Below are 23085 nucleotides of genomic sequence, written 5' to 3' on the forward strand. Positions count from 1 at the left end.
TGTGTGACCGTGCCGTGCAGCCGCCAGTTTCGACCGATCCCATGATGAGGCGCACTTTGAGGCAGTTCGCCGGAAGGAGGCAGTCGATGACCGCAGCACCACCCGAAGTGCTCGCCGAGCTCCAGGAGTTACGGATCCGGGTACCCCATCTGACCGGTTCGATGGTGGCGAGCACGGACGGGCTGGTGATAGCGCACCTTCTCTCCCACGCGGAGCCCGACGGCATGGCCGCGCTGACCGCCGCGGCCCTCGGGGTGGGCGCCCGGCTGACGGACGCCGTGGGCCACGGCGGCTTCCGCGAGCTGCTGGTCAGCGGCGAATTCGGCTATGTGGCCACCTACGCGGCCGGTACGTCGAGCGTGCTGACGCTGCTGGCCGCCGCCGACGCCAATGTGGGCCGGCTGAATCTGGAGGCCCGCCGGTCCTGCCCCCGGATAGCCGCTCTGCTCGACGCGTCGCCCGCGCACCGGCGACAGGTGTGAGCGGGCGCAGGCGCCCCGCACCGAGACCTCGGAACCCGAAACCCATCACCATCACCGACACCGAAAGCGGATCAGTCATGGCGAACACGGAAATGGCACTCAAGGACGCGATGGGCTCGATCGAGGGGGCCCTCGGCGTGGCCCTCGTCGATTACGGCAGCGGCATGGCGCTCGGTACCCTCGGCGGGTCCCAGTCGCTCGACCTCAACGTCGCCGCCGCGGCGAACACGGATGTCGTACGGGCCAAGCTCCGCGCCATGGAAATGCTCAGCCTCCAGGACCGGATCGAGGACATCCTCATCACGCTCGGCTCCCAGTACCACCTGATCCGGCTGCTGACCGGGCGCGGCGGCAACGGCCTCTTCCTCTACCTCGTCCTCGATGCCCAGCGGGCGAATCTCGCCATGGCCCGGCACCAGCTGAAGCGGATAGAGGCGGAGCTGGAGGTCTGAGCCTTCAGGGCGCGGTCACCGGCTCCCGGTCCGCCGCGAGCCGCTCGTCCAGATAGGCGGTCAGCTTCGCCGCGAAACCGGCCGGGTCCTCGCCGGGCGCGCCGTGCCCGGCGTCGATCTCCGCGTAGCGCGCCCGGGCGATGCCCGCCACCAGCGCCTCCTGCTGTTCGGGGCCGATCACCCGGTCGTGGGAGCTGGCCAGCACCAGCGTGGGGGCGGTGATCCGGCCGAGCAGGGGGCGCAGGTCGACCGTGAGGTCGACCTCGGTCTGCCGGGCCGCGCCCGCCCCGATCATCCCGGCGAACACGCGGACGAACTCCTCGTGGGCCGGGGTGTCGACGCGTTCCCAGTAGCGGGGGCCGAAGGCCAGCAGCGGGACGGCCCGGGCGAACAGGGCCGTCCCGTGCTCCGCGTCCACGCGCAGCATCTCCAGCCAGGAGCGGAATTCGGCCGCCATCCGGACGTCGGTGCGCACCCATCCCGCGTGCAGCGCGAGGGAGCGGACGCGCTCGGGGCGGGTGCCCGCCACGTGGGTCGCGACGGCCGAGCCGAGCGAGTGGCCGACCAGGTGGAAGGAGTCGAGCCCGGCGTGGTCGGCCGCCGCGAGCACCTCGTCGGCGAGATCGGCGAGGGTGACCGGGCCGCCGTGGTCGGTGGTGCCGCCCGACCCCGAGAGGTCGGGGGCCACCACCGTGAACCGGTCGGCGACCGCCTCGGTCAGCGGCACCCACTGCTCGCGGGTGGCCGCGGTGCCGTGCACGAGCACGAGCCCCGGGCCGGTCCCGGTGACGTCGTACTCGACGGTGGCCGTGCCGCCGCTGATCGGCAGGGTGGTCCTGGGCATCGGTGTTCCTCTTTCCTCGGTGTTCCTTCGGGGACGCTCCCCACTTCACCGCGATCAGCGCCGTCGGCCAACAGGCGAACCGCGCTTACACTCATCGCGGATGCTGATCAATGGGGTGGGCATGGAGATACGGCAGTTGCGCTACTTCCTGACCGTGGCGGAAGAGCTGCACTTCGGCCGGGCCGCGGAGCGGCTGCACATCGTGCAGTCGGCCGTCAGCCAGCAGGTGCGCAGGCTGGAGCGGGAGCTCGGGGTGGAGCTGTTCGACCGCACCACCCGGGCCGTGCGGCTGACCGAGGCGGGCCGGCGGCTGCTGCCCCACGCCAGGGAGGTGCTGGCCGCGCAGGCGCGGGCGCGGGAGGCGATCGACGAGCTGCGGTCCGAGCGGGCCACCACGCTGCGGCTGGGCACCAGCTCCGGGCTCGGCACCCGGCTGGAGGCGATCCTCGCCGAGTTCGCCGGGCTCGCCCCGCACGCCCAGCTCGAACTGGTCACGGCGGCCACCGACGACCGGCTCAAGCGGGTGCGCTCCGGTGAGCTGGACGCGACACTGCTGCGGGGCGAAAGGGACGTACCGGAGCTGGAGTTGCTGCCGCTCTGGGAGGACGCCCTCATGGTCGCGCTGCCCGCCCGCCACGACCTCGCCGTGCGCGGCACCATCGACATGGCCGACCTCGCCGGGCTGCCCCTGCGGCTGGCCGGTCACGCCAGGAACCCCGCGCTGTACGAGCTGGTCACGCGCTCCTGCCGGGAGGCCAGGTTCGAACCGGTCCTCGGCCCCGAGTTCACCACCGATCAGGACACCCTGGCCACCATCGGCTACGGCAAGCCGTCGTGGACGGTCTACTACGCCCCCTACGCCCGCCAACTGACCGTGCCTGGCGTGGTCTTCCGCCCCCTGCGCAACCCCGCCCCCTCGATGCCGACCTACCTCGCGGTGCGTCCCGACCCTCCCCGCGCCGAGCTGCGGGCCCTGATCGAGGCCTGCCACGTCCGGCGGCCCGTTCCGTCCTGACGCCGTACGCGCGGGAGGACCACCCCCGTTCGGCCGACCCCGTGACGGCCGGACCCGATGGGCGTAACCGGGCGCGCGCCCGCCGGACGGCACTGCCAGGATCCGGACTATGCGACTCATACGCTCCGTACGCACGCCCCCGGCGGCAGGCCGACGTCCCGTCACCCATCTGCTGACCGCGTTTGTGCTCCTCACCGGCGCCACCGCCTGTTCCACCCTGGGCGGCCCGCCCATCGAGGCCCACGACGACGCGCACGCGCAAGCCGGTCAGGTCCAGGCGCAGCTGCTGACGCGGGAAGAGCGGATGGCGGCCGCCAAGAAGTGGGGGCTGGACCAGCCGCCGCTCGTGGCACCGCCCCCGCCCAAGGTCAAACCCCAGCTGACCACGCCCGACTGGGCGGACCAGGGCCCCGGGCTGATCCCCGTCTTCGCCAGCGTGCCGACCACCGAGAAGGTCGTCTTCCTGACGATCGACGACGGGGCGGCGAAGGACCACTCGTTCCTGCAGATGCTGCGGGACCTCGACGTCCCGGTCACCGCGTTCCTCACCGACGAGTCCGCCGCGGACGACTACGGCTACTTCCGCGACCTGCACGCGCAGGGCGCGTCCATCCAGAACCACACGCTGCACCACCCGCAGATGATCACGATCTCCGAGGACGAGCAGCGCGCGGAGGTCTGCGGCCAGCAGGACATCCTCCAGAACGAGATCGGCGTCCGCCCGTGGCTGTTCCGGCCGCCCTTCGGCGACTTCGACGCCGGGACCCTCGCCGTCGCCGAGGAGTGCGGCGCGCGTGCCGCGCCGCTGTGGAACGAGGAGGCGTTCCCGGACCGGATCGACTTCCGGGAGGACGACCCGCAGTTCCACCCCGGCGACATCATCCTCACGCACTTCAACGGCCCCCAGGCGTGGAACGCCACCATGCCGGACATGCTGCGCACGGTGCTGCGCAAGGCCACGGAGCAGGGCTACGCGCTGGCGCGGCTGGAGGACTACATCTGACCCGGCGGGCCGGCGAGGTCAGGCGTCCCCGTACGCCTCGCCGCCGAGCTCCAGGCCCGCCGTGCCCGCGGTGGAGTCGGCCAGCCAGGCCCTGAAGCCCTCGACCTCGGCCTCGGGCAGGCCGACCTCGATGCGGACGTCGGCGCCGTAGCGCACCTCGCGCACGGCCCGGCCGGTGGCCCGCAGGTCGTTCTCCAGCTTCCCGGCCCGCTGGTGGTCGACGGTGACGGTGGCCAGCCGGAAGCGCTGCCGGGTCACCGTGCCGAGGACGTCGAGCGCCTCGCCGACGACGCCTCCGTACGCCCGGATCAGCCCGCCCGCGCCGAGCTTGACGCCGCCGAAGTAGCGGGTGACGACGGCGACCACGTACCGGACCTCGCGGCGCACGAGCATCTGGAGCATGGGGACGCCCGCCGTGCCGCCCGGCTCCCCGTCGTCGCTCGCCTTCTGGACGGAGCCGTCGGCGCCGAGGACGTACGCGAAGCAGTGGTGGCGGGCGGTGGGGTGCTCCTTGCGGATGCGCGCGATGAAAGCCTGGGCCTCCTCCTCGGTCGCGGCGGGCGCGAGCGCGCAGAGGAAGCGCGACTTGTTGATCTCGATCTCGTGCACGCCTTCGCGCGTCACTGTCCGGTACTGGTCCTGCATCCCGCCACCCTATGCGCAGTTCGGGAATGGTCCGGCGGGGATGCTCGTTGAGCGGGCATGTATGCAGAGGCGGGGATCATCCGCAGGATCATCGAGGAGACCGGCGACACATGGGCGGTCGTCGGTCTGTCGTCCAACGAGGGCCGGGCGGCGTACGGCGTCGCCGAGGTGTTGCAGCGTCACGGCAAGCGCATCGTGCCCGTCCATCCCAGAGCCGAGACGGTCCACGGGGAGAAGGGGTACGCGTCGCTCGCGGAGATCCCCTTTACCGTCGACGTGGTGGACGTCTTCGTCAACAGCGACCTCGCGGGCGGCGTCGCGGACGAGGCGGTCGCGATCGGCGCGAAGGCGGTGTGGTTCCAGCTGGGCGTCGTCGACGAGGGGGCGTACGAGCGGACCCGTGCGGCCGGTCTTTCGATGGTGATGGACCGCTGCCCGGCGATCGAGATCCCCCGCCTGCGCTGACCGGGGGCCGGGCCCTTCTCAGTCGGTGGTCTCCGCGAGCCGCCGCAGCAGCGGCCCCACCTCGACGAGCCGACGGATCTCGTCGGGGCGCAGCGAGGCGAGGCGCCTGGCGAGCACCTCGGCCTCGCCGCGCGCGAGACCGGCCAGCGCGGCGACGCCGTGTTCGGTGAGCGTGACCCGGCAGGCGCGGCCGTCCGTCGGGTCGGGCTCGCGGCGGATCAGGCCCGACGCCTCCATCCCGAGGACGGCCGAGGTGGCGGTCGGCTGGGAGCAGGGCACCCAGGCGGCGATCTCGCCGATCCGGGAGGGGCCCTTCTGGGCCAGCAGGGCCAGGACGGCGACGTGCGTCAGCTGGAGGCTGCCCGCCGTGGAGGCCTTGCGCAGGCTGCGGGTGAGCCGGTGCAGGGAGATCACCAGTTGCAGTGCCTCGTCGTCACCGATCGTCATGGCTCAAGCCCATCGCACCGTGCGGTCCAGGTCAGGGGAGCATGATAGTGGGCGAGTACATGTCCAACCACAGAGCCAGGTCCAGGGTCCTTTCGAGGCCGTGCCGGGACGCCTGGGTGATCTGGGGCGAGTCGTGGTCCGCCGCCCGCCGCAGCCAGTCGCGGTCGACGATGTCGAAGACGGTGTGCGAGGGCCGTGACAGCAGGTCCTTGGCCTGGCGCTGGAGGGCGACGGCGTACTCCGGGTCCTGGGTCGAGGGGTAGGGGCTCTTGACCCGGTCGTAGACCGACTGCGGCAGGACGTCCGCGGTGGCCTCCCGCAGCAGGCTCTTCTCGCGTCCGTCGAAGGACTTCAGCGACCACGGCGTGTTGTAGACGTACTCGACGAGCCGGTGGTCGCAGAAGGGCACGCGCACCTCCAGCCCGACGGCCATGCTCGCGCGGTCCTTGCGGTCGAGGAGGATCCGCACGAAGCGCGTGAGGTGGAGGTAGCAGATCTTGCGCATGCGGAACTCGAAGTCGCTCTCCCCGTCGAGGCGTTCGACGTCCTTGACCGCGGCGTCGTAGCCGTCCTGGACGTAGGAGTCCAGGTCGAGGGCGCCTGCGACGCGGGCGGTCAGGATGTTGTTGTCGTCACCGAAGTCCCGCGCGTGGCGGACGAGCCAGGGGAAGGTGTCGGCCCGGCGGGCCTCCTCGTCGAAGAACTGCTTGTAGCCGCCGAAGACCTCGTCGGCGGACTCGCCGGAGAGGGCGACCGTGGAGTGCTTGCGGATCTCCTTGAACAGGAGGTAGAGGGAGGAGTCCATGTCTCCGAAGCCCACCGGGATGTCCCGCGCCCGGATCACCTTGGCGCGCACCTCGGGGTCGGCCAGGGCGGTGGAGTCCAGCACGATGTCCTGGTGGTCGGTGCCGGCGAGGCGGGCCACGTCGTGCACGTACGGCGTGTCGGGGGTGGCGCGCAGGTCGTCCGCCACGAAGTTCTCGGTCCGGCCGACGAAGTCGACGGCGAAGCTGCGCACCGTCTCGCCCACCTCGCCCAGTTGACGGGCCGCCAGCGCGGTCATGGCCGAGGAGTCGAGACCGCCGGACAGCAGGGTGCAGCGCGGCACGTCGGCGACGAGCTGACGGCGGACGATGTCGTCGAGCAGCGTGCGCACGTGCGCGATCGAGGTGTCCTTGTCGTGCGGGTGGGGACGAGTCCGCAGCGCCCAGTAGACGTGGGTGCGCAGGCCGTTGCGGTCGACGGTGACCACGGTGCCGGGCTCGACCTCGTGCATGCCCTCCCAGACGGCGTGGCCGGGCGTCTTGATGAACGAGAACAGCTCGCGGAGCCCCGAGAGGCCGACCTTCCGCTCGGCGAGCGGGTTGGCGAGGATCGCCTTCGGCTCGGAGCCGAACAGCACGCCGTCGGAGGTGGGGTGGTAGTAGAACGGCTTGATGCCCATGCGGTCGCGGACCATGACCAGCCGCTGGGCCCGGTCGTCCCAGATCGCGAACGCGGCCATGCCGTTGAGGCGTTCGGCGACGGCCTCGCCCCATTCGAGATATCCGCGCAGGACGACCTCGGTGTCGGAGTCGGTCGTGAAGCGGTGGCCCCTGGAGGTCAACTCCGCCCGCAGTTCGGTGAAGTTGTACGCCTCGCCGGAGTAGACGAGGACGACCTCGCCGCCGTCCGCCCTGCGGGCGGTCATCGGCTGCCGCCCCCCGGCCAGGTCGATGATCGCGAGGCGGCGGTGGCCGAGCGCCGCGGGCCCCTTCACCCAGGTGCCGCGGTCGTCGGGCCCGCGGCAGGACATCGTCTCGGTCATCGCGTCCACGGTCTCCTGTTCGGAGCGCAGATCACGGTCGAAGGAAATCCAGCCGGTGATGCCACACATGCCATGCCCTCCTGATCCGACGCGGGACCGCCGGACGCCGTGAGCGGGCGCGATGAGGCGCGGCGGCACGGCGACCCCCGCATGTCTGTTGTATCGAGCACCTATATAAATCGTCCGCCTCGGGTGCGGCCCCGTCAACCTCGCCGTAACACGCCCGTAGCCGCGCCGCGCGCCGCCACGACCCGGACGGGCACGAGCGGAGCCGACCCTGAACTGCGGCTTTGCGGTATGCCTCGGTCCGCTTCGGCGGCCGGAGTTGGTCCGCGCGATGCGCGGGCGTGGGAGAGGTTTTACCTGAGGGGTCACCCGGGCCCCGCCGGGGGCCGTCAGTGGGCGGGGGCGACCGCCACCGCCATCGTCATCGTGACGTCTTCCGTGCCGTCGTTGCGGTAGGTGTGCGGGACACCGCCGTCGAAGGTCGCGGATGTCCCCGCGGGCACGGCGTACTCCTCGCCGTCCACGACGAGCGTGAGATCGCCGGACGTCACCGTGAGCAGCTCGACCGTGCCGGGCGGGTGGGGGTCGGAGTCGTTGCTGTCGCCGGGGGCGATGCGCCAGTCCCACAGCTCCAGCGGCCCCCGCCCCTGCGCGCCGACGAGCAGCGTGGTGTGACTGCCCGCCTCCGTCGACCACATGCGCACGGCCTCGCCCCCGGGCACGAGCCGGACCCGCGCGCCGCGCTCCTGGTCCAGGAGGGTGGTGATGCTGACGCCGAGCGCGTCGGCGAGCTTGACGGTCGTCCCGACGCTGGGATTGGTGCGGGCCTGCTCGATCTGGATGATCATGCCGCGACTGACCCCGGAACGGGCCGCCAGGGCGTCGAGGGTGAAGTTGCGCTCGCCGCGCCAGCGCTTGAGGTTGCGGGCGAGCGACTGGGTGAGCTGATCGAGGTCCGTCACGGTCTTCAGTCTTTCCCTCGGGCTCTTCGGTGCAACATTTTATTGGCACGGTCTAATGAATTGCACTACGGTGCGCTGTACCGCACTGTTCAGCACACTGTACTGCGAGGTTTCTCCGATGACAGCGGTCTTCGCCCTGACCACCAGCCTCCTGTGGGGTCTGGCCGATTTCGGCGGCGGGCTGCTCACCCGTCGCATCCCCGCCCTGACGGTGGTGCTGGTCTCCCAGCTGCTGGCCGTCGGCGTGCTGGGCACCATCGTCGTCGCCACCGGCGGCTGGACCGAGGCCGGACCCCGGCTGTGGTTCGCGGCCGCCGCCGGCCTCATCGGCCCGGCCGCGATGCTCTGCTTCTACCGCGCGCTGGCCCTCGGCCCGATGGGCGTCGTCGCACCGCTGGGCGCACTCGGCGGGGTCGCGGTGCCGGTCGGCGTCGGCATCGCCGCCGGGGAGCGGCCCGGACTCCTCCAGTTCGCCGGGATCCTCGTCGCCGTCGCCGGCGTCGTCCTCGCCAGCGGACCGGCACGCGGCGGCGCACCCATCCAGCGGCAGACGCTGGTGCACACGGTGTGCGCGGCCTTCGGGTTCGGCGCGGTGATGGCCCTGATCGCCGAGGCGTCGACCACCCTGACCGGGCTCTTCCTCGCCCTCTTCGTCCAGCGCGTGTGCAACGTGCTCGTCGGCGGCACCGCACTGTGGGTGTCCGTACGACGCGGCGGCCGGGCCCTGCCGCAGGACGGCGGCGCGGGCGCCGTACGGGCCGCGCTGCCCGCACTCGCCTTCGTCGGACTCGCGGACGTCGCGGCGAACGGCACGTACAACCTCGCCGCGAACAGCGGGCCGGTGACCGTGGCCGCCGTCCTCGCCTCGCTCTATCCGGTGGTGACCGCGCTGGCCGCGCGGGGTGTTCTCAGCGAGCGGCTGCGCTCGATGCAGGCCGCTGGCGCGGGGCTGGCGTTGGTGGGAACGGTGCTTTTGGCTGCGGGCTGAGCCGTGTTCCGCCTGCGGCGGGCTTTTTCCCCAGCCCCGCCCCTTCCCGAAACCGGGGGAAACCCCCGGACCCCCGAAGCGGCTGCGCCGCTTGTCCTCAGTCGCTTCAGGGGGTCCCGGGGCCCGGGTCTTCCAGGGCCAGGAGTTGTTCCGGGGTCACCCCGTCGGGGATCGGCACCGGCGTCGGCGTGCGCAGCGGCGGTGTCCAGCCCGTCTCCGGCTCCCAGCGCCGTACGACCTTCGCGGGCGTGCCCGCCACCACGCAGTGGTCCGGCACCTCGCCGCGGACCACCGCGCCGGCCGCGACGACGACGTTCCGGCCGAGCCGCGCGCCCGGCAGGATCACCGCGCCCGTCCCGAGCCAGCTGCCCGAGCCGATCGTGACGGGCGCGCTGCGCGGCCACTGCCTGCCTATGGGCTGGTCGGGGTCGTCGTAGGAGTGGTTGTCGCTGGTGACGTAGACGTACGGGCCGCAGAACACGTCGTCGCCGAAGGTCACCCGCCGGGACGCGACCACATGGCTGCCCCGGCCGAGGACCACGCCGTTGCCCAGGCTCAGCACGGGTTCGGGGCCGAGGTCGAGGCCGGGCATCATGCCCGCGGTGAGGGTGACCTGCTCGCCGATGATGCAGTGGTCCCCCAGCTCGATCCACTGCTCGCCGAACACCGTGCCCAGGGGGAACGCCAGCCGGGTGGCGGGCCCGATGCGGGCGAAGCGGTACGGGCCGGGGTGTTCGGCGGTGACCGCGCCGGCCCGCTGGACCCAGCGCCAGCCGTGGTGGACCGCGCGGGACGCGGCGCGACGCCCCCAGGCCCGGAGAGCCTCGGGGGCGTCGAATGAGAACGTGTTCCGGTTCTTCGGCACCCGCTCACCGTACTCAGCCGGGTCCGTCCCGGCCGAGGCGGTGCGCTGTGATCTTCCCCCTACCCGCCGTCGGCGGCCCCCCGCAGGGCCCGCCTGACCTCCTCGGCCAGGAGCTGCGTGTAGTCGCGCGCCCAGCGCTCCACCGTCGTCCGGTCCCACAGGTCGGTGGCGTATTCGACGAATCCGGTGAGGGCGTCCCCGGCGGGCACCAGCCCGAGGCTGAATTCCGCGCGGGAGCCGGACGGGGCGAGATCCTCCACGGCCGTCGTCACGCCAGGCAGCTCGATGTCCGTCTCCAGCGAGTTCTGGTAGGCGAAGCCGAGCGGCAGCCGGGCCGACATGTCGACGCCGAGCCGCTCGCGCACGGCCTCGGCGATCCTCGCGGGCGGCAGGACGTGGTCGATGCCCTGGATCGCGGTCCGCGCGACCTGGTCCACGAGGTCGGTGAAGGCGGGGCTCCGGTCGGTGCGGACCCGCAGCCCGAAGGGCAGGGTCGTGCAGGCCACCAGCGCCTCGAACTCGTGGCGCCCGCGATTGGCGTACGGCACGGCGAAGAGGACGTCCGGGCGGCCGGACTTCCCCGCGAACAGCAGGGCCGCGGCGGCCGCCGTGACCGCGAACGGGGTGGTGCCCCGGCCGGCGGCCAGCACCTCGACGTCCGCCCGGGTGCGTGCGGGCACGGTGAACGTCACCACCGCGCCCCGCCCGCTCGGCACCCGTGGCCGCGGCCGGTCGAGCGGCAGGTCGTGCCGCAGGGGCGCGCCGTCGAACTCGCGCAGCCAGTACGCCAGCTCGCGCCCGTCGTCCGGCTCCCGGGCGTGGTCGAGCTGCCTGCGGGCGTACGCGGCGGGCTGCGGCGGCTGCGGCAGCGCGTCGGGGACGCCCGTCACGGCGGCCGTGTAGAGGGCGGCGAATTCCTTCAGCAGGACGCTGACCGCCCATCCGTCGCACATGGAGTGGTGCAGGACCCAGAGCAGCACCCAGCTCGTCCCGCCGGTGCGCAGCAGCCGGAAGACCGGTGCGACACCGGCCGCGGGGTCGAAGGGGGTGTTCGCGACCTGCCCGCTGATGCGCTCCACCTCGGCGGCGCGCGCCTCGGGGGCGTACGGCGTGAGGTCCTCGACCGGCAGTTCCACCGGCCGGGGCGGCAGCACCTCCTGCCACCACTGACCGGCGTCCTTGGCGTAGCGGGTCCGCAGTCCGTCGTGGCGCCCGACGAGCCGGGTGAGCGCGGTGCGCAGGGCGGATGCGTCCAGGGTGCCGGTGAGGGCGATCCGCAGGGCGACGTTGAACACCTGGGGCAGGGCGTGCTGTTCGTGGGCGGTCAGGTAGCCGGTCTGCTGGGGCGTGACCGGTGCCCGCTCCCCCGCGTGCGGGTGCGCCCCGGCCAGCCGGGCGGCCATGGCCCGGACCGTCGGCTCCTGGTAGAAGCGGGCCATGGGGTAGTCCGTGCCGAATTCCGTGCGGACCCGGTTGAGCAGCCGGATCGCGGTGATCGAGTGGCCGCCGAGGTCGAAGAACGAGGCGTCGGGCCGGACGGCGTCCGCGTCGGTGCCGAACTGGGCGGCCCACAGGGCCCGCAGGCGCCGCTCGACGCCGGGGAGCGGATCGGCGGCGGGCGGATCGGCATCCGGTCCGGCGGGCGGGATCGCGGCCTCGTGCGCCGGGGCCCGGGTCACGATGTCGGCCTGGGGCAGCGCCGCCCGGTCCAGCTTGCCGTTGGCCGTGTACGGCAGGGCGGCCAGGACCGCCCACTCCCGCGGTACGAGGTATTCCGGCAGTCGTGCGGCGAGTTCGTCCGCCATGAGGTCGGCGAACGCCCGCCGGTCGGCGGCGGTGTCCCCGACCGGGTCGGCGGGCACGGCGTAGGCGGCGAGCCGGGCCTCGCCCCCGCCGTCGCGCCGGGCGAGCACGGCCGCGTCCCGTACGCCGTCGAGTCCTTCGAGCGTGCGGGCGGTCTCCTCCGGTTCGACCCGGAAACCGCGGATCTTCACCTGCTCGTCGGTCCGGCCGCGGAACTCCAGGCGCCCGTCCTCGGTCCACCGGACGAGGTCGCCCGTGCGGTACGCCCGGCCGGCCACCGGGTCCTGCCGGAAGTGCTCCCGCGTCGCGTCGGGCCTGCCCAGATAGCCACGGGCCACGCCGGCACCGGCGACGTACAACTCCCCCACCGCGCCGACCGGAACGGCGTCGCCCGCCGCGTCGAGCACCCGCAGGCGGACGTTGTCGACAGGGCGGCCGATCGCGATCGCGCCGTGGCCGTCCGGTGCGACCGTCTCGGCCGTGCACAGCACGGTGGCCTCGGTCGGTCCGTAGATGTTGAGCGTCTCGTACGGCGCGCCGGGGTGCGGGCGGGTGCGCAGGACGTCGCCGCCGATCAGCAGGTGGCGCAGCGGGGGCTGGTCGTCCGGGGCGAGCTCCAGGACGGTCTCGCCGAGGGCGGTGGGCAGGACGGAGAACGTGACGTTCCGCGCCCGGTACCAACGGGCCAGGGCCAGGGGGTCCTTGCGTACGGCGTCGTCCTCGGCGATGGCGAGGGAGGCGCCCGCGGTGAGCGCGGGCCAGATCTCCAGGACCGAGGCGTCGAAGCTCTGGCTGCAGACGACGGCGGCGCGGTCGGCCGCGGTGAAACCGAAGCGTCGGTGGTGCCACTGGCAGAGGTTCAGGACGGCGCTGTGGGGCACGGCGACGCCCTTGGGGCTGCCGGTGCTGCCGGAGGTGTGGATGACGTAGCACAGTGACTCGCGGCCGACGGCGGCCGGAGCGGTGGTGGTGGCCGGGGCCGCGTCGGGGGCGAGGACGGGCAGGCCGTCGGGCAGGTCCGGCAGGGCGGTGCCGGACGGGGTGGCGATCAGGGCGCGGGGCCCGCACTCCGCGATCACCGCCGAGGCCCGCGCCCGGCCGAGGGCGGGGTCGAGCGGGAGGTAGGCGTGACCGCTCTTGAGGACGGCGAGCATGGCGACGACGAGTTCCGGGGAGCGCGGCAGCCAGAGGGCGACCGTGCCGTCGGGGCCCGCGGGGCCGGTGCGCTCCGTGATCGCGGCGGCCAGCCGTTCGGCGCGCGCGTCCAGTTCGCGGTAGGTCAGCGCGACATCGCCGCAGAGCACGGCGGTGCGGTCGGGTGCCGCGGCCGCCTGCCGGGCGACGAGCTCGTGGACGGTCGTGCCGTCGAGGGGCCGGACGGGGCCGCGCTCCCACGGCCGCGGTACGGCGTCGCCGTGCGCGGTCGGCGCGGCGAGCCGGGACAGCGGGGTCCCGGGCGCCTCGACGGCCGCCGCGAGGAGTTCGCGGAAGGTCGCGAAGAAGCCGTCGACGGTCTCCGCGTCGAAGAGGTCGGTGTTGTACTCCAGGTGACAGCGGATGCCCTCCGCCTGGTCCGTGAAGTAGACGGCGAGGTCGGTGAGGGCCTTGTCCGGGCCCTCCTCCAGCGGAGTGGCCCGGATGCCGGGCAGGTCGAAGCGGAACGGCTCGCTGCGCTCGAACTCGGCGAGCACCTGGAAGACCGGCGTGCGGTCGGTGGCGCGGGGCGGGGCGAGCTCGCGGACCACCGTCTCGAACGGCACGTCGGCGTGGTCGTACGCGTCCAGGGCCACGGTCCGCACCCGGTCCAGCAGGGTGGTGAAGGCCGGGTCGCCGGTGAGGTCGACGCGCAGGGCGAGGGTGTTGACGAAGAATCCGAGCAGGTCCGCGGCGTCCTGCGGCCGGTTCGACATCGGGGTGCCGATGACGATGTCCTCCTGCCCGGTGACGCGGTGCAGCATCGCCGCGTAGCCGGCGAGCAGCGTCATGAAGAGCGTGGCGCGGCGGCCGCGGCTCAGCTCGCGCAGCCGCGCGGACAGGGACGGGTCGAGGGTGCGGAAGACCGCCCGGCCGTTGGACGTCATGGTCTCGGGCCGCGGCCGGTCGGTCGGCAGGTCCAGGACCGGCAGCCCGCCGCCGAGCGCGGCCCGCCAATGGGCCAGGTCCTCCGCCGACTTGGGTCCGTCCTGCTCGGCGAGCTGCTCGCGGGCGTGGTCGGCGTAGCCGCGCGTCAGCGCGGGGAGCCCGGCGGGCGTGCCGTCGCGCTCGGCGCGGTAGAGGGCGGACAGGTCGCGGGCCAGGACGGCGGCGGACGCCGCGTCGACGACGATGTGGTGGAGGGAGAGGACGAGGACGTGCCGGTCCTCGGCCTCCCGCACCAGCCGGGTGACGAACAGGGGCCCGTCGACGAGGTCGAAGCGGCGCGCGCTCTCGGCGGCCAGCACCTCGCGCACGGTGCCGTCCGCGCCGTCGACCAGCGCGAAGTCCGGTTCGCCCGGGGCCCGTACGAACTGCCGTGGCTCGCCGTCGACCTCCCGGAAGACGGTGCGCAGCCCTTCGTGGCGTTCGACGAGTGCGCGCAGGGCCGCGCGCAGGGCGGGCACGTCGAGGGGGCCGTCGAGCCGTACGGCCTTGGTCTCGTTGTAGGCGGTGCGGCCCGGGAGCAGGTGTTCCAGGAACCAGATGCGCTGCTGGCCGGGTGAGAGCGGGGCGGGCGCGGGGGTGGGCGGGGGCGGGGTGTGGCGGTAGCGGCGGCGCAGCGCGTCGACGCGGGTGAGGGAGGCGCGCAGGGCGTCGGGCGCCACCCCGAAGTCCACGAGCGAGACGATCTCGTCGGCGCCCGCCGCGGTGACCTCGTCGACCACGGGCGAGACGGTGTCGACGGTGCCGATGAGGGCGCGCTGGTCGCAGTAGCGGCCGTAGGCGCGGCGGAAGACCGCGTCCAGGTCGTCCTCGCCGAGGGCCTCCGGGTCGACGCGGTGCCCGAGGCTGTCGGTGACGCCGCCGAACAGCGAGAGCGAGGCGCGCATATAGCGCGACAGGGGTGCGTACGCCTCCGCGCGCGCCGTCTCGTGGTCGTCGGCCAGATAGGTGTGCAGCAGGACGGCGACGCGGCCGGTGTCCGGGTCCAGTCCGTGTGCGGCCCGGGTGCGCCGGTAGAGCGCGATGTTCTCCCTGAGCCGGTCGACGGTCTGGGTCATGAGGTTGGTGACGATGCCCAGGTCGTGGCGGGCGGCGAGTTCGTACGAGGCGGGGTTGCCGACCACGGCCGTGTACATCGGCGGAGCGTCCTGGACGGGCCGGGGGAAGAGCCGGACGGCGGCCTCGCCGTCGCCGGTGGTCCGGTTCAGCGCCTCGCCCCGCCAGAGCCGCCGTACCTCCTCCACCTGCTCGTACATCGTCTCCTTGTGGCGGCCGAAGCGGTCGGGGAAGAAGGCGAAGTCGCGGGCGTGCCAGCCGCTCGCCACGCCGATGCCGATCCGGCCCGCGGAGAGGTTGTCGGCCATCGACCACTCCTCGGCGACCCGGATCGGGTCGTGGAGGGGCAGGACGACGGAACCGGCGTTCAGCCGGATGCGCCCGGTCTCCCGGGCGAGGGCCGCGGCGAGGACGGCGGGGTTGGGGAAGAGCCCGCCGAAGGAGTGGAAGTGCCGTTCGGGCATCCACAGCGCGTGGAAGCCGTGTTGGTCGGCGAAGCGCGCGGTTTCGAGGACGAGGTCGTACTTGCCGTGGCGGGGGGCCTCGTCCTGGGGGTAGTCGCCGAAGAAGTAGATGCTGAAGTCGGGGGCGGTCCTCCTGGGTGGCGCCGGGACGGCCGGCGCCACGGGTTCCGTGCGGGTGGCCGCCCGCGCGGCGGCGTTCCAGGGCATGGCGGGGGCGGCCGGTGCGGGCGCGGGCGGCGGCGTGGGCGCGGCCCGCTTCGCGCCCGGGAAGAAGCCCGCCCCGCGGAGCTCCAGCAGCGAGCTCTTGACCGCCTCAGCGACGAATTCGAGGTCGCCGTCCGAGTGGGCCGTGGACAGGAAGAAGTTGCGCCACTCCCAGACGTGGACGCCGCGCAGCATCAGGTGGTGGTAGAGCAGCTCCATGTCGGCGCGGTGGTCGAAGCGGAACTGCGAGCCGAAGTGGCTCATCCGGAGCGGGAATTCCCCCTCCTCGAAGAAGCCGTTGAGCGTGGCCGCGAGCTCGGCCGTCCGCGCGTTGAGCCGCTGCTGGAGAGTGGGGCTGTGCTCCTTGAGGTGGGTGAGGACGGCGCGGGCGGCGACCATCGACACCGGGTGCTGGATGTACGTGCCGCCGAAGAAGGTGGTGTCCGCGGGCGGGTAGCTGTCGTCGCCGTAGCTCCAGTAGCCGCCGTCGACGCCGTCCATGATGTCGGCGCGGCCCGCGATGGCGCCGATCGGGAAGCCGCCGCCGAGCAGCTTCCCGTACGTCGCCAGGTCGGGCGTGACGCCGTAGAGCTCCTGCGCGCCGCGCGGGGCCGGGCGGAAGCCCGTCAGCATCTCGTCGAACATCAACACGATGCCGTGGCGCCGCGTCAGCTCGCGCAGCTTCCGCACGAACTCGACGGGCTGGAGGGACGGGTGGCGGCTCTGCACAGGCTCGACGACGACCACGGCGATCTCGGCGGCGTGCCGCTCGATCGCCTCCAGGCTCGCCTCGGCGCCGTAGTCGAGGACGAGGAGTTCGGCGACGGCGCTGTGCGGGATGCCGCTGGACACGGGCACGGTGACCCGGTCGTCCCCCGGCCCGGAGGAGCGGCCGAGCACGGTGTCGGCGTGCCCGTGGTAGGCGCCGTTGAAGACGACCACCCTGTCCCGGCCGGTGGCGGCGCGGGCCAGGCGGATCGCGGCGGAGTTGGCCTCCGTGCCGGAGTTCGCGAACGCCACCCGCTCCATTCCGGTGAGCTCGGCGAGCAGTTCGGCCGCCTCGCCGGTCTCGGTCGTGCGCGGGCCCAGCTGGATGCCGCGGGACAGGTGTTCACGGACGGCTTCGGTCACGAACTGCGGCTCGTGGCCGAAGAGGAGCACCCCGAAGCCCATGGTGATGTCGACATAGCGGTTGCCGTCGATGTCCTCCAGCCACGAGCCGCTCGCCCGCCGCCCGGCGATGGGGTAGAGCATCTCCTTGGTGCCGCTGCGGAAGCCGACGACGGCCCGGCTGTCGGCGAGGACCCGGCGGTGGCGCTGGGCGATCTCCTTGGAGGTCGGGGTCCGGGCGGTGTAGCGGCGCACGAGATCGTCGAGGTGCTCCTGCTGGGAGCGCGGCGAGGCGCCCTGCACCATCCCGGCGGAGCGCGGCACGCTCACGCGGGGGCCGTGCGGGCGCTGCGGCCCGGCGGGCCGCGCCTCGTCCGGGGCTGCCAGCTGGCCCGCGATGCGCTTGGAGAGTTCGGCCATGGCGGCCAGATCCTGGTCGAGGGCCGCGGAGGCGGCGGCGAGCCCGGTCACGGGGCGACCTTGCCGTTGATCCGGGTGGTGGCGGCAGCGGTCTGGAGCGAGAGCAGCTGCGACAGCTGGGACATCATCTGGAGCTGGATCTGCGCTATCTGGTGCAGCTTCTGGGCAAGGTCCTCCAGCTCGCCGCGGGTGGCGTAGGCGTCTTCGGAGGCGGGCGGTACGGGCTCGTACGTGACGACCGGTACAGGCTCCGGGGCCCGTACCGGCTCGGGGGCATGCTCCGCCGGGCCCGCGGGCGCGTCGCCCGGGGAGAGCGGGAGGCGGCGCACGATGAGCTCCGCGAGCTGCCGCGGTGTGCCGGTCTCCTCGAAGAGTTCGCGCATCGACACCTTGACCCGGTGCTCCTGCTCAAGCTCCCGCAGCACGCTGATCATCTGCAGCGAGTCCGCGCCGAGGTCGAAGAAGGAGGTGTCCCCGGTGATCTCCTCGGGGCCATGGCCGAGATGCCGGGCGGTGAGTGTGACGATGCTCCGCAGGACGCGTTCGACCGCCGCTGCCTCGTGCTGTGCCACTACGGCTCCCTTTCTCGCTGGTGTGCCGGACCGGACAGCCGTCGGCTCCGGTCCCGTCCAGTGGTTCCTGTGCTGGAATCGGTGGCCGGGCAGCGGGATCCTGCGCCCGCCGGTGCCCTCGACCAGCGCCTTCCAGGCGATGTCCGCCCCGGCGCAGTGCAGTTCCGCGACCGCCGACCACAGTGCCGCGAGCCCGGCGCCACGGCGCAGCGTGGGCACGGCGCGTACGCCCGCGAGGGCCCGCCGGGCCAGACCGCTGAGGGTGGTGTGCGGGCCGATCTCGACCAGGGCGTCCAGGCGGTGCGTGCCGAGGGTGCGCAACACCTCGTCGAAGCGCACGGGTTCGCGGGTGTGGCGGACGAGGTGGTCGGCGTCGGGGGTCCAGCCGGGCGGGCGGACGATCCCGTCGAGCCCGCTGACGAAGGGGACCGTCACCGGCCGGAACGGCACGGCGGCGAGCACCGCGCGGAAGGGTTCGAGCACCGGGTCCATCAGGGCGGTGTGGAAGGCGCGTGCCACCGGCAGCCGCTCGCCCCGGATGCCGCGCTCCTCCAGCAGCGCGCTCAGCCGCGGGGCGGCCGCGGCGGGTCCGGCGAGGACGTGGGCGCGCTCGCCGTTGGCCACGGCCGTCTCGACGCCGGGGACCTCGGCGGCCAGCGCGTCCGCGGTCGCGCGGTCGACGGGCACCGCGACCATCACGCCCTCGGCGCAGTGCCGTTGCATGAGGCGGCCGCGCTCGGCGGTGACCCGCAGGCCGTCCTCCAGGGACAGCGCCCCGGCGGCGTACAGGGCCGCGTACTCGCCGACGCTGTGTCCGGTCACGGTGTCCGGGGTGACGCCCAGGTCCCGCCACAGCCGCACGAGCGCGCACTGGAGCGCGTAGAGAGCGGGCTGCGCGGTGTCCGTGTGCCAGATCCCGCCCGCGCCGTCGCCGCCCAGCAGCCCGTCGAGCAGGGTGCCGCCGTACAGGTCCCGGTAGTGGCGCTCGCAGGCGTCGAGCGTCTCGCGCACGACGGGGAAGCGCTCGTGCAGGGCCTGTGCCATGCCGGGGTAGGGGGCGGCCTGGCCGGTGAACTGGAAGGCGGTCCTGGCCCGTTCCTCGCGGGGCGCCGTGCCGGTGGTGACGGCCGGGGTGCGCTGGTCCGCGAGCCAGGCGTCGAGGGCGTCGGCGAATTCGGCCGCGGTGTCGCCCCGGGCGGCCAGCCGGTGCCGGTGGTGGGTGCGTCCGAGCGCCGCGGTGGTGACGAGGTCCGCCGGGTCCGTGCCGGGCCGCTGCCGCAACCGGTCGCGGAAGGCACGGGCGTTGGCCGCGAGGGCCGCTTCCCCGCTGCCGGAGAGCACCAGGATTCCCGGCGGTGCGGTGCGCCCCGTGCGGGGCGCGGGGGCGGGGGCCTCCTCGAGGACGAGGTGGACGTTGGTGCCGCCGACGCCCAGCGAGGTGAGACCGGCGCGGCGCGGGGTGTCGCCCTCGGGCCACGGGGTGGCGGTGCGGGGGATGCGGAAGGGGCTGCCGTCGAGGGCGAGCAGGGGGTTGGGGCGGGTGAAGTTCGCCATCGGCGGGATGACGCCGTGCCGCAGGACCAGCAGCGTCTTGATCAGTCCGGCCAGGCCCGCGCAGACGTCGAGGTGGCCGATGTTGGCCTTGACCGAGCCGAGCGCGCAGTAGCCGGTCCGGTCGGTGTCCTCGCGGTACGCGGCGGTGGCGCCGTCGAATTCGATCGGGTCGCCCTTGAGCGTCCCGGTGCCGTGGGTCTCCAGATAGCCGATGGTGCCGGCGCCGACACCGGCCCGGTCCAGGGCGCGGCGGATGGCGTCCCGCTGACCGCTCGCGCTGGGGGCGGTGTACGCCTTCTTGTCCGAGCCGTCGTTGGTGACGCCCCAGCCGCGGATGACGCCGTGGACGGTGTCGCCGTCGGCGAGGGCCCGGTCGAGCCGCTTGAGGACGACCGCGGCGACGCCCGTACCGCCGACGGTGCCGTCGGCCCCGGCGTCGAAGGCACGCAGCCGGCCGGTCCTGGAGAGGATCGAGCCCTTGACGTAGCGGTAGCCCAGCACCTGGGGGACGTGCACGGCGGTGGCACCGGCGAGTGCGATGTCGCAGTCGCCCATGAGCAGGGACTGCGCGGCGAGTTGCACCCCGACCAGGGAGCTGGAACAGCCGGTCTGGACGCTGACCGCCGGGCCGGTGAGGCCGAGCCGGAAGGCCACGCGGGTGGCGGTGAAGTCGGCGTAGTTGCCGACCATGGTCTGCATCCGGGAGAGCCAGTCGTCGCCGGGCGCGCCCTGGAGGACGTTGTTGAGGAGGTAGTTCTCCATGGAGTACAGGTGGTAGCCCGTGCTGGCGTAGACGCCGACGCGGGTGCCGTCGCGCTCGCCGGGGTATCCGGCGTTCTCCAGGGCGTGCTGGGCGCACTCCAGGAACATCCGGTGCTGCGGGTCGGTGAGCTGGGCCTCGCGGGCGCTCATGCCGAAGTGCCGGTCGTCGAATCCCGCGATGTCGTCGAGGATGCCGGAGGCGCCGACGAACTCCGGTGACCGGTACTGCTCCTCGGGCACCCCGGCGGCCGCGAGCTCCTCGTCGGTGAAGCGGGTGACGCAGTCCGTGCCGTCGCGGATGACGCGCCAGAACTCCTCGGGGGTGTCCGCCCCGGGTAACCGGAAGGCCATGCCGATGACCGCGATGCGGGGGTCGGTGGAGGGGCTCATGTGCTGTGTCCTTCCGCGGTGGGGACGTCCCTGCCCGGCGCTCCCCCGGTGTCCGGTGCCGGCCCGCCGGCCGTCCGCCCGGCCTGCCGCCGCGCGTACGTGCCGCCGCGCCGGAGGAGCACGACCAGGAGGGCGGCGCACAGGACGATCGCGAGGCCGTGGAAGAGCGCGACCACCGGCAGGGGGGCGAACCGGTCGAGCAGGGCGGCGCTCACGATCATTCCGAGGCCGAAGCCGGTGTTCTCGGCCGAGGCCGACAGCCCGAAGAGGCGGCCGCGCTGTTCGTCGGGGGCGGCCTGGAGCCGTGAGACGTACACGATCTCGGTGAAGCCGTCGGCCATTCCCGCGACGAGCGCCGCCGCGACGGCGGGCACGGTGGGCAGCCCGGTGAAGACCAGGATGAACGCCGCGGACATCACGCAGGATCCGACGGCGAAGGCGCGCTCGCCCGGGGTGCGGCCGGACTTGTTCATCAGCCGGCCGCACAGCTGCTGCGCGACGATGTTGCCCAGCGCCCAGGTCGCCCAGAACTGGCTGACGAACGTGGCGGGATGAGCGGGGTCCAGGCTGTCGGAGTAGACGGGCAGGGCGACGTTGTGGGACGAGGAGCCCAGCCCGTCGACCGCGCGGACGGCGATCATCACCGCCAGGAGCGGCGCGGTGCGCAGCAGCGCGCGGTACGCCGACCGGCCCGCCCCCTCGTCGGCGCCGTCGCCCTCCCCCGCCGTGTCGGCGGCGGCCCGGGTGCGGACCGGCAGCAGGAAGAGGATCCCGGCGGAGACGACGAACGTGGCGGCGTCCAGGGCGAAGGCCGTGGAGTAGCCGAAGCGGGCGACGACCACGCCCGACGAGGCGAATCCGGCGATCATGGCGAGGGAACGGCCGGTGACCAGCAGACCGTTGGCACGGGCCCGGTGGTCGGCGCCGACGATCTCCGGGACGCTGCTGCGGAGCGCGACCTGGGAGAGGGTCGAGCAGGCGCCGGTCACGACGGCCAGCGCGAAGAGCAGCGCGACCCGCGCGCCGCCGGGCGCGATCAACAGCGGGAGCAGGGCCAGCGCCTGGGTGAGGTCGGCGCCGACCATCAGCCGCTTGCGGTCGTAGCGGGAGACGAGGCGCCCGCTCACCAGCCCGGCCGCCACGTTGGTCAGCAGGCGCACGGCCATGAAGAGGCCCGCGGTGAGCGCGCTGCCCGTCACGTGGTAGATGAAGACGTTCAGGGCCACCATGTTGAGGTAGCTGCCGTACGCGGAGACGCCGTTGCCGATGACGAGCAGCCGGAAATGGCCCATACGTGTTCCCCTCCACTCCGCTCGGCAGCCGGGTCGCCGCCGCGGGCAGCGGTGGACACGTCCACAGTCGCCCGGTTCGAGCCGGTCATGGAGCCACGTGTGTTGGGGACTTGACAGGTGGTCACCGCGCCTCATAAGGGCGTCGACCGGCCAACTGTGCGGCGGGCGGCCACCTTTTGCTTGCTTTTCACCGAGTCCGTGATTAGATCCCCTTGTGCGTCAGGTAGGGGATGTGCTTAGTCCACCGGTGGCCCACCCGTACCCGCCGTCTCCGCCGTAACAGCTCATGGAGAAGAGATGCCCGGCCGCAGCGTCGTACAGAGCCTGTCCCCTCGCGAGCGCGAGGTGCTCGCCCACATCGGCGCCGGATTCACCTACCACCAGATCGCCACACGGCTGGGCATCAGCGTCCACACGGTGGGCACCTACACCCGCCGCATCCGGGCCAAGCGCCCGGCGCCGACGCTGGCGGACCTGGTCCGCCTGAGCCTGACGCAGGACGGCGGGGCGTAGCCCCGGCCGCGAGCGCGAAAAAGGCCCCCGGGCCCCTCGCCGCTCCGGCGGAAGGGGCCCGGGGGCCTTCGGCTGTGGTGGATCAGTCGACCGTGGCCACGGCCTCGGTCTCGGAGGACGTCCCGGCGGGCTTCGCCGCCTCGGCCTTCTTGGCCTTGATCCGCATGACGACGAACGACCCCAGGCCGAAGAGCACGGCGGCGACGAGGCCGAGGTAGGAGAACTGCTTGAGCCACTTCTCGGCGACCTTGCCGACGGTGTAGATCACCGCGACGGTGCCGCCGGCCCAGACGATGCCGCCGAGGACGTTGGCGATGAGGAACTTCCAGTACGGCATCTTCAGCACGCCCGCCAGCGGGCCGGCGAAGATCCGCAGCAGGGCGATGAAGCGGCCGACGAAGACCGCCCACATGCCCCACTTCTTGAACGAGCGCTCGGCGGTGGCCACGTGGTGGGGGCCGAAGTGCTTGGGGAACTTCCGGCCGAGCCAGTCCAGCAGCGGCTGGCCGCCCTTGCGGCCGATCAGATAGCCGATGGAGTCGCCGATGATCGCGCCCGCGACGGCGCACACCCCCAGGACGTACGGGTTGATGTGGTCCTGCGTGGCGGCCATCAGCGTGGCGCTGACGAGGACGATCTCACCGGGAAGCGGGATACCCAGGCTCTCCAGCCCGATGACCCCGCCCACCAACAGGTAGACGGCGACCGCCGGTACTGTTTCGAGCCACTCCTGGATGTGCAACGCCGGTTCCTCCCCGGTTGACGACCCTTACCCGGCGCACGCCGTTCGGGCGCACGCCGCGAAAGCCTACTGGAGGAGAGGAC

Annotated in this window: 17 protein-coding genes; 7 read left to right on the forward strand and 10 right to left on the reverse strand. The window is 73.2% G+C overall.

Annotation, left to right across the window (positions count from 1 at the left end):
• Positions 1 to 86 precede the first annotated feature (86 nt).
• Together DXZ73_RS08920 and DXZ73_RS08925 are read left to right on the forward strand one after the other, a co-directional pair.
• Complete coding sequence (locus DXZ73_RS08920) at positions 87 to 482, forward strand: roadblock/LC7 domain-containing protein (protein ID WP_240351273.1); 396 nt, start codon at positions 87 to 89, stop codon at positions 480 to 482.
• A gap of 77 nt (positions 483 to 559) precedes the next feature.
• Positions 560 to 934 carry a hypothetical protein gene (locus DXZ73_RS08925; protein WP_116210482.1) on the forward strand — a complete coding sequence of 125 codons (375 nt, stop codon included), beginning with the start codon at positions 560 to 562 and terminating at the stop codon, positions 932 to 934.
• 4 nt (positions 935 to 938) lie between these two features.
• On the opposite strand, the gene DXZ73_RS08930 is transcribed toward DXZ73_RS08925, so the two are convergent.
• Positions 939 to 1778, reverse strand: coding sequence for an alpha/beta fold hydrolase (locus DXZ73_RS08930; protein WP_116210483.1), 840 nt, complete (start codon positions 1776 to 1778; stop codon positions 939 to 941).
• A gap of 121 nt (positions 1779 to 1899) precedes the next feature.
• On the opposite strand from DXZ73_RS08930, the gene DXZ73_RS08935 reads away from it, so the two are divergent.
• Positions 1900 to 2793: a LysR family transcriptional regulator gene (locus DXZ73_RS08935; protein WP_116215503.1), complete on the forward strand. Its 894-nt coding sequence runs from the start codon at positions 1900 to 1902 to the stop codon at positions 2791 to 2793.
• A 109-nt stretch (positions 2794 to 2902) separates the two neighbouring features.
• Positions 2903 to 3796: a polysaccharide deacetylase family protein gene (locus DXZ73_RS08940; protein ID WP_116210484.1), complete on the forward strand. Its 894-nt coding sequence runs from the start codon at positions 2903 to 2905 to the stop codon at positions 3794 to 3796.
• 18 nt (positions 3797 to 3814) lie between these two features.
• Here DXZ73_RS08940 and DXZ73_RS08945 read toward each other — a convergent pair whose 3' ends face one another.
• Positions 3815 to 4441 (reverse strand): YigZ family protein, encoded by a 627-nt coding sequence (locus tag DXZ73_RS08945; RefSeq protein WP_116210485.1) that lies wholly within the window; start codon positions 4439 to 4441, stop codon positions 3815 to 3817.
• A gap of 57 nt (positions 4442 to 4498) precedes the next feature.
• Between DXZ73_RS08945 and DXZ73_RS08950 the strand changes: the two genes are divergently transcribed.
• A complete protein-coding gene (locus DXZ73_RS08950) occupies positions 4499 to 4906 on the forward strand; it encodes a CoA-binding protein (RefSeq protein ID WP_116210486.1) in 408 nt (135 codons plus the stop codon).
• Between the two features lie 18 nt (positions 4907 to 4924).
• Here DXZ73_RS08950 and DXZ73_RS08955 read toward each other — a convergent pair whose 3' ends face one another.
• The 3 genes from DXZ73_RS08955 to DXZ73_RS08965 form a co-directional block, all read right to left on the reverse strand.
• Positions 4925 to 5353: a MarR family winged helix-turn-helix transcriptional regulator gene (locus DXZ73_RS08955; protein ID WP_116210487.1), complete on the reverse strand. Its 429-nt coding sequence runs from the start codon at positions 5351 to 5353 to the stop codon at positions 4925 to 4927.
• Between the two features lie 31 nt (positions 5354 to 5384).
• The gene (asnB, locus tag DXZ73_RS08960) at positions 5385 to 7229 is read right to left on the reverse strand and encodes an asparagine synthase (glutamine-hydrolyzing) (RefSeq protein ID WP_116210488.1); all 1845 of its coding nucleotides are present in this window, start codon (positions 7227 to 7229) and stop codon (positions 5385 to 5387) included.
• Between the two features lie 326 nt (positions 7230 to 7555).
• On the reverse strand, positions 7556 to 8128 hold the full coding sequence (locus DXZ73_RS08965; protein ID WP_116210489.1) for a helix-turn-helix domain-containing protein: 573 nt from the start codon (positions 8126 to 8128) through the stop codon (positions 7556 to 7558).
• A 118-nt stretch (positions 8129 to 8246) separates the two neighbouring features.
• Between DXZ73_RS08965 and DXZ73_RS08970 the strand changes: the two genes are divergently transcribed.
• Entirely contained in the window at positions 8247 to 9116 is an 870-nt protein-coding gene (locus DXZ73_RS08970) for an EamA family transporter (RefSeq protein WP_116215504.1), read from the forward strand.
• A gap of 106 nt (positions 9117 to 9222) precedes the next feature.
• Here the strand turns inward: DXZ73_RS08970 and DXZ73_RS08975 are convergent, their stop codons facing one another.
• From DXZ73_RS08975 to DXZ73_RS08990, 4 genes are read right to left on the reverse strand one after another with little or no spacing between them, the layout of a single operon-like run.
• Complete coding sequence (locus DXZ73_RS08975; protein ID WP_116210490.1) at positions 9223 to 9981, reverse strand: acyltransferase; 759 nt, start codon at positions 9979 to 9981, stop codon at positions 9223 to 9225.
• A 59-nt stretch (positions 9982 to 10040) separates the two neighbouring features.
• Positions 10041 to 17228, reverse strand: coding sequence for a MupA/Atu3671 family FMN-dependent luciferase-like monooxygenase (locus DXZ73_RS08980; protein ID WP_240351274.1), 7188 nt, complete (start codon positions 17226 to 17228; stop codon positions 10041 to 10043).
• The gene (locus tag DXZ73_RS08985; protein WP_116210491.1) at positions 17225 to 20455 is read right to left on the reverse strand and encodes a type I polyketide synthase; all 3231 of its coding nucleotides are present in this window, start codon (positions 20453 to 20455) and stop codon (positions 17225 to 17227) included. The genes DXZ73_RS08980 and DXZ73_RS08985 overlap by 4 nt, the downstream gene beginning before the upstream one ends.
• A complete protein-coding gene (locus DXZ73_RS08990; RefSeq protein ID WP_116210492.1) occupies positions 20452 to 21747 on the reverse strand; it encodes an MFS transporter in 1296 nt (431 codons plus the stop codon). The genes DXZ73_RS08985 and DXZ73_RS08990 overlap by 4 nt, the downstream gene beginning before the upstream one ends.
• Before the next feature lie 297 nt (positions 21748 to 22044).
• On the opposite strand from DXZ73_RS08990, the gene DXZ73_RS08995 reads away from it, so the two are divergent.
• Complete coding sequence (locus tag DXZ73_RS08995; RefSeq protein ID WP_116210493.1) at positions 22045 to 22260, forward strand: response regulator transcription factor; 216 nt, start codon at positions 22045 to 22047, stop codon at positions 22258 to 22260.
• A gap of 82 nt (positions 22261 to 22342) precedes the next feature.
• Here DXZ73_RS08995 and DXZ73_RS09000 read toward each other — a convergent pair whose 3' ends face one another.
• Complete coding sequence (locus DXZ73_RS09000) at positions 22343 to 23002, reverse strand: DedA family protein (RefSeq protein WP_116210494.1); 660 nt, start codon at positions 23000 to 23002, stop codon at positions 22343 to 22345.
• Positions 23003 to 23085 lie beyond the last annotated feature (83 nt).

Source organism: Streptoverticillium olivoreticuli subsp. olivoreticuli (assembly GCF_003391135.1).
GTDB lineage: Bacteria > Actinomycetota > Actinomycetes > Streptomycetales > Streptomycetaceae > Streptomyces > Streptomyces blastmyceticus.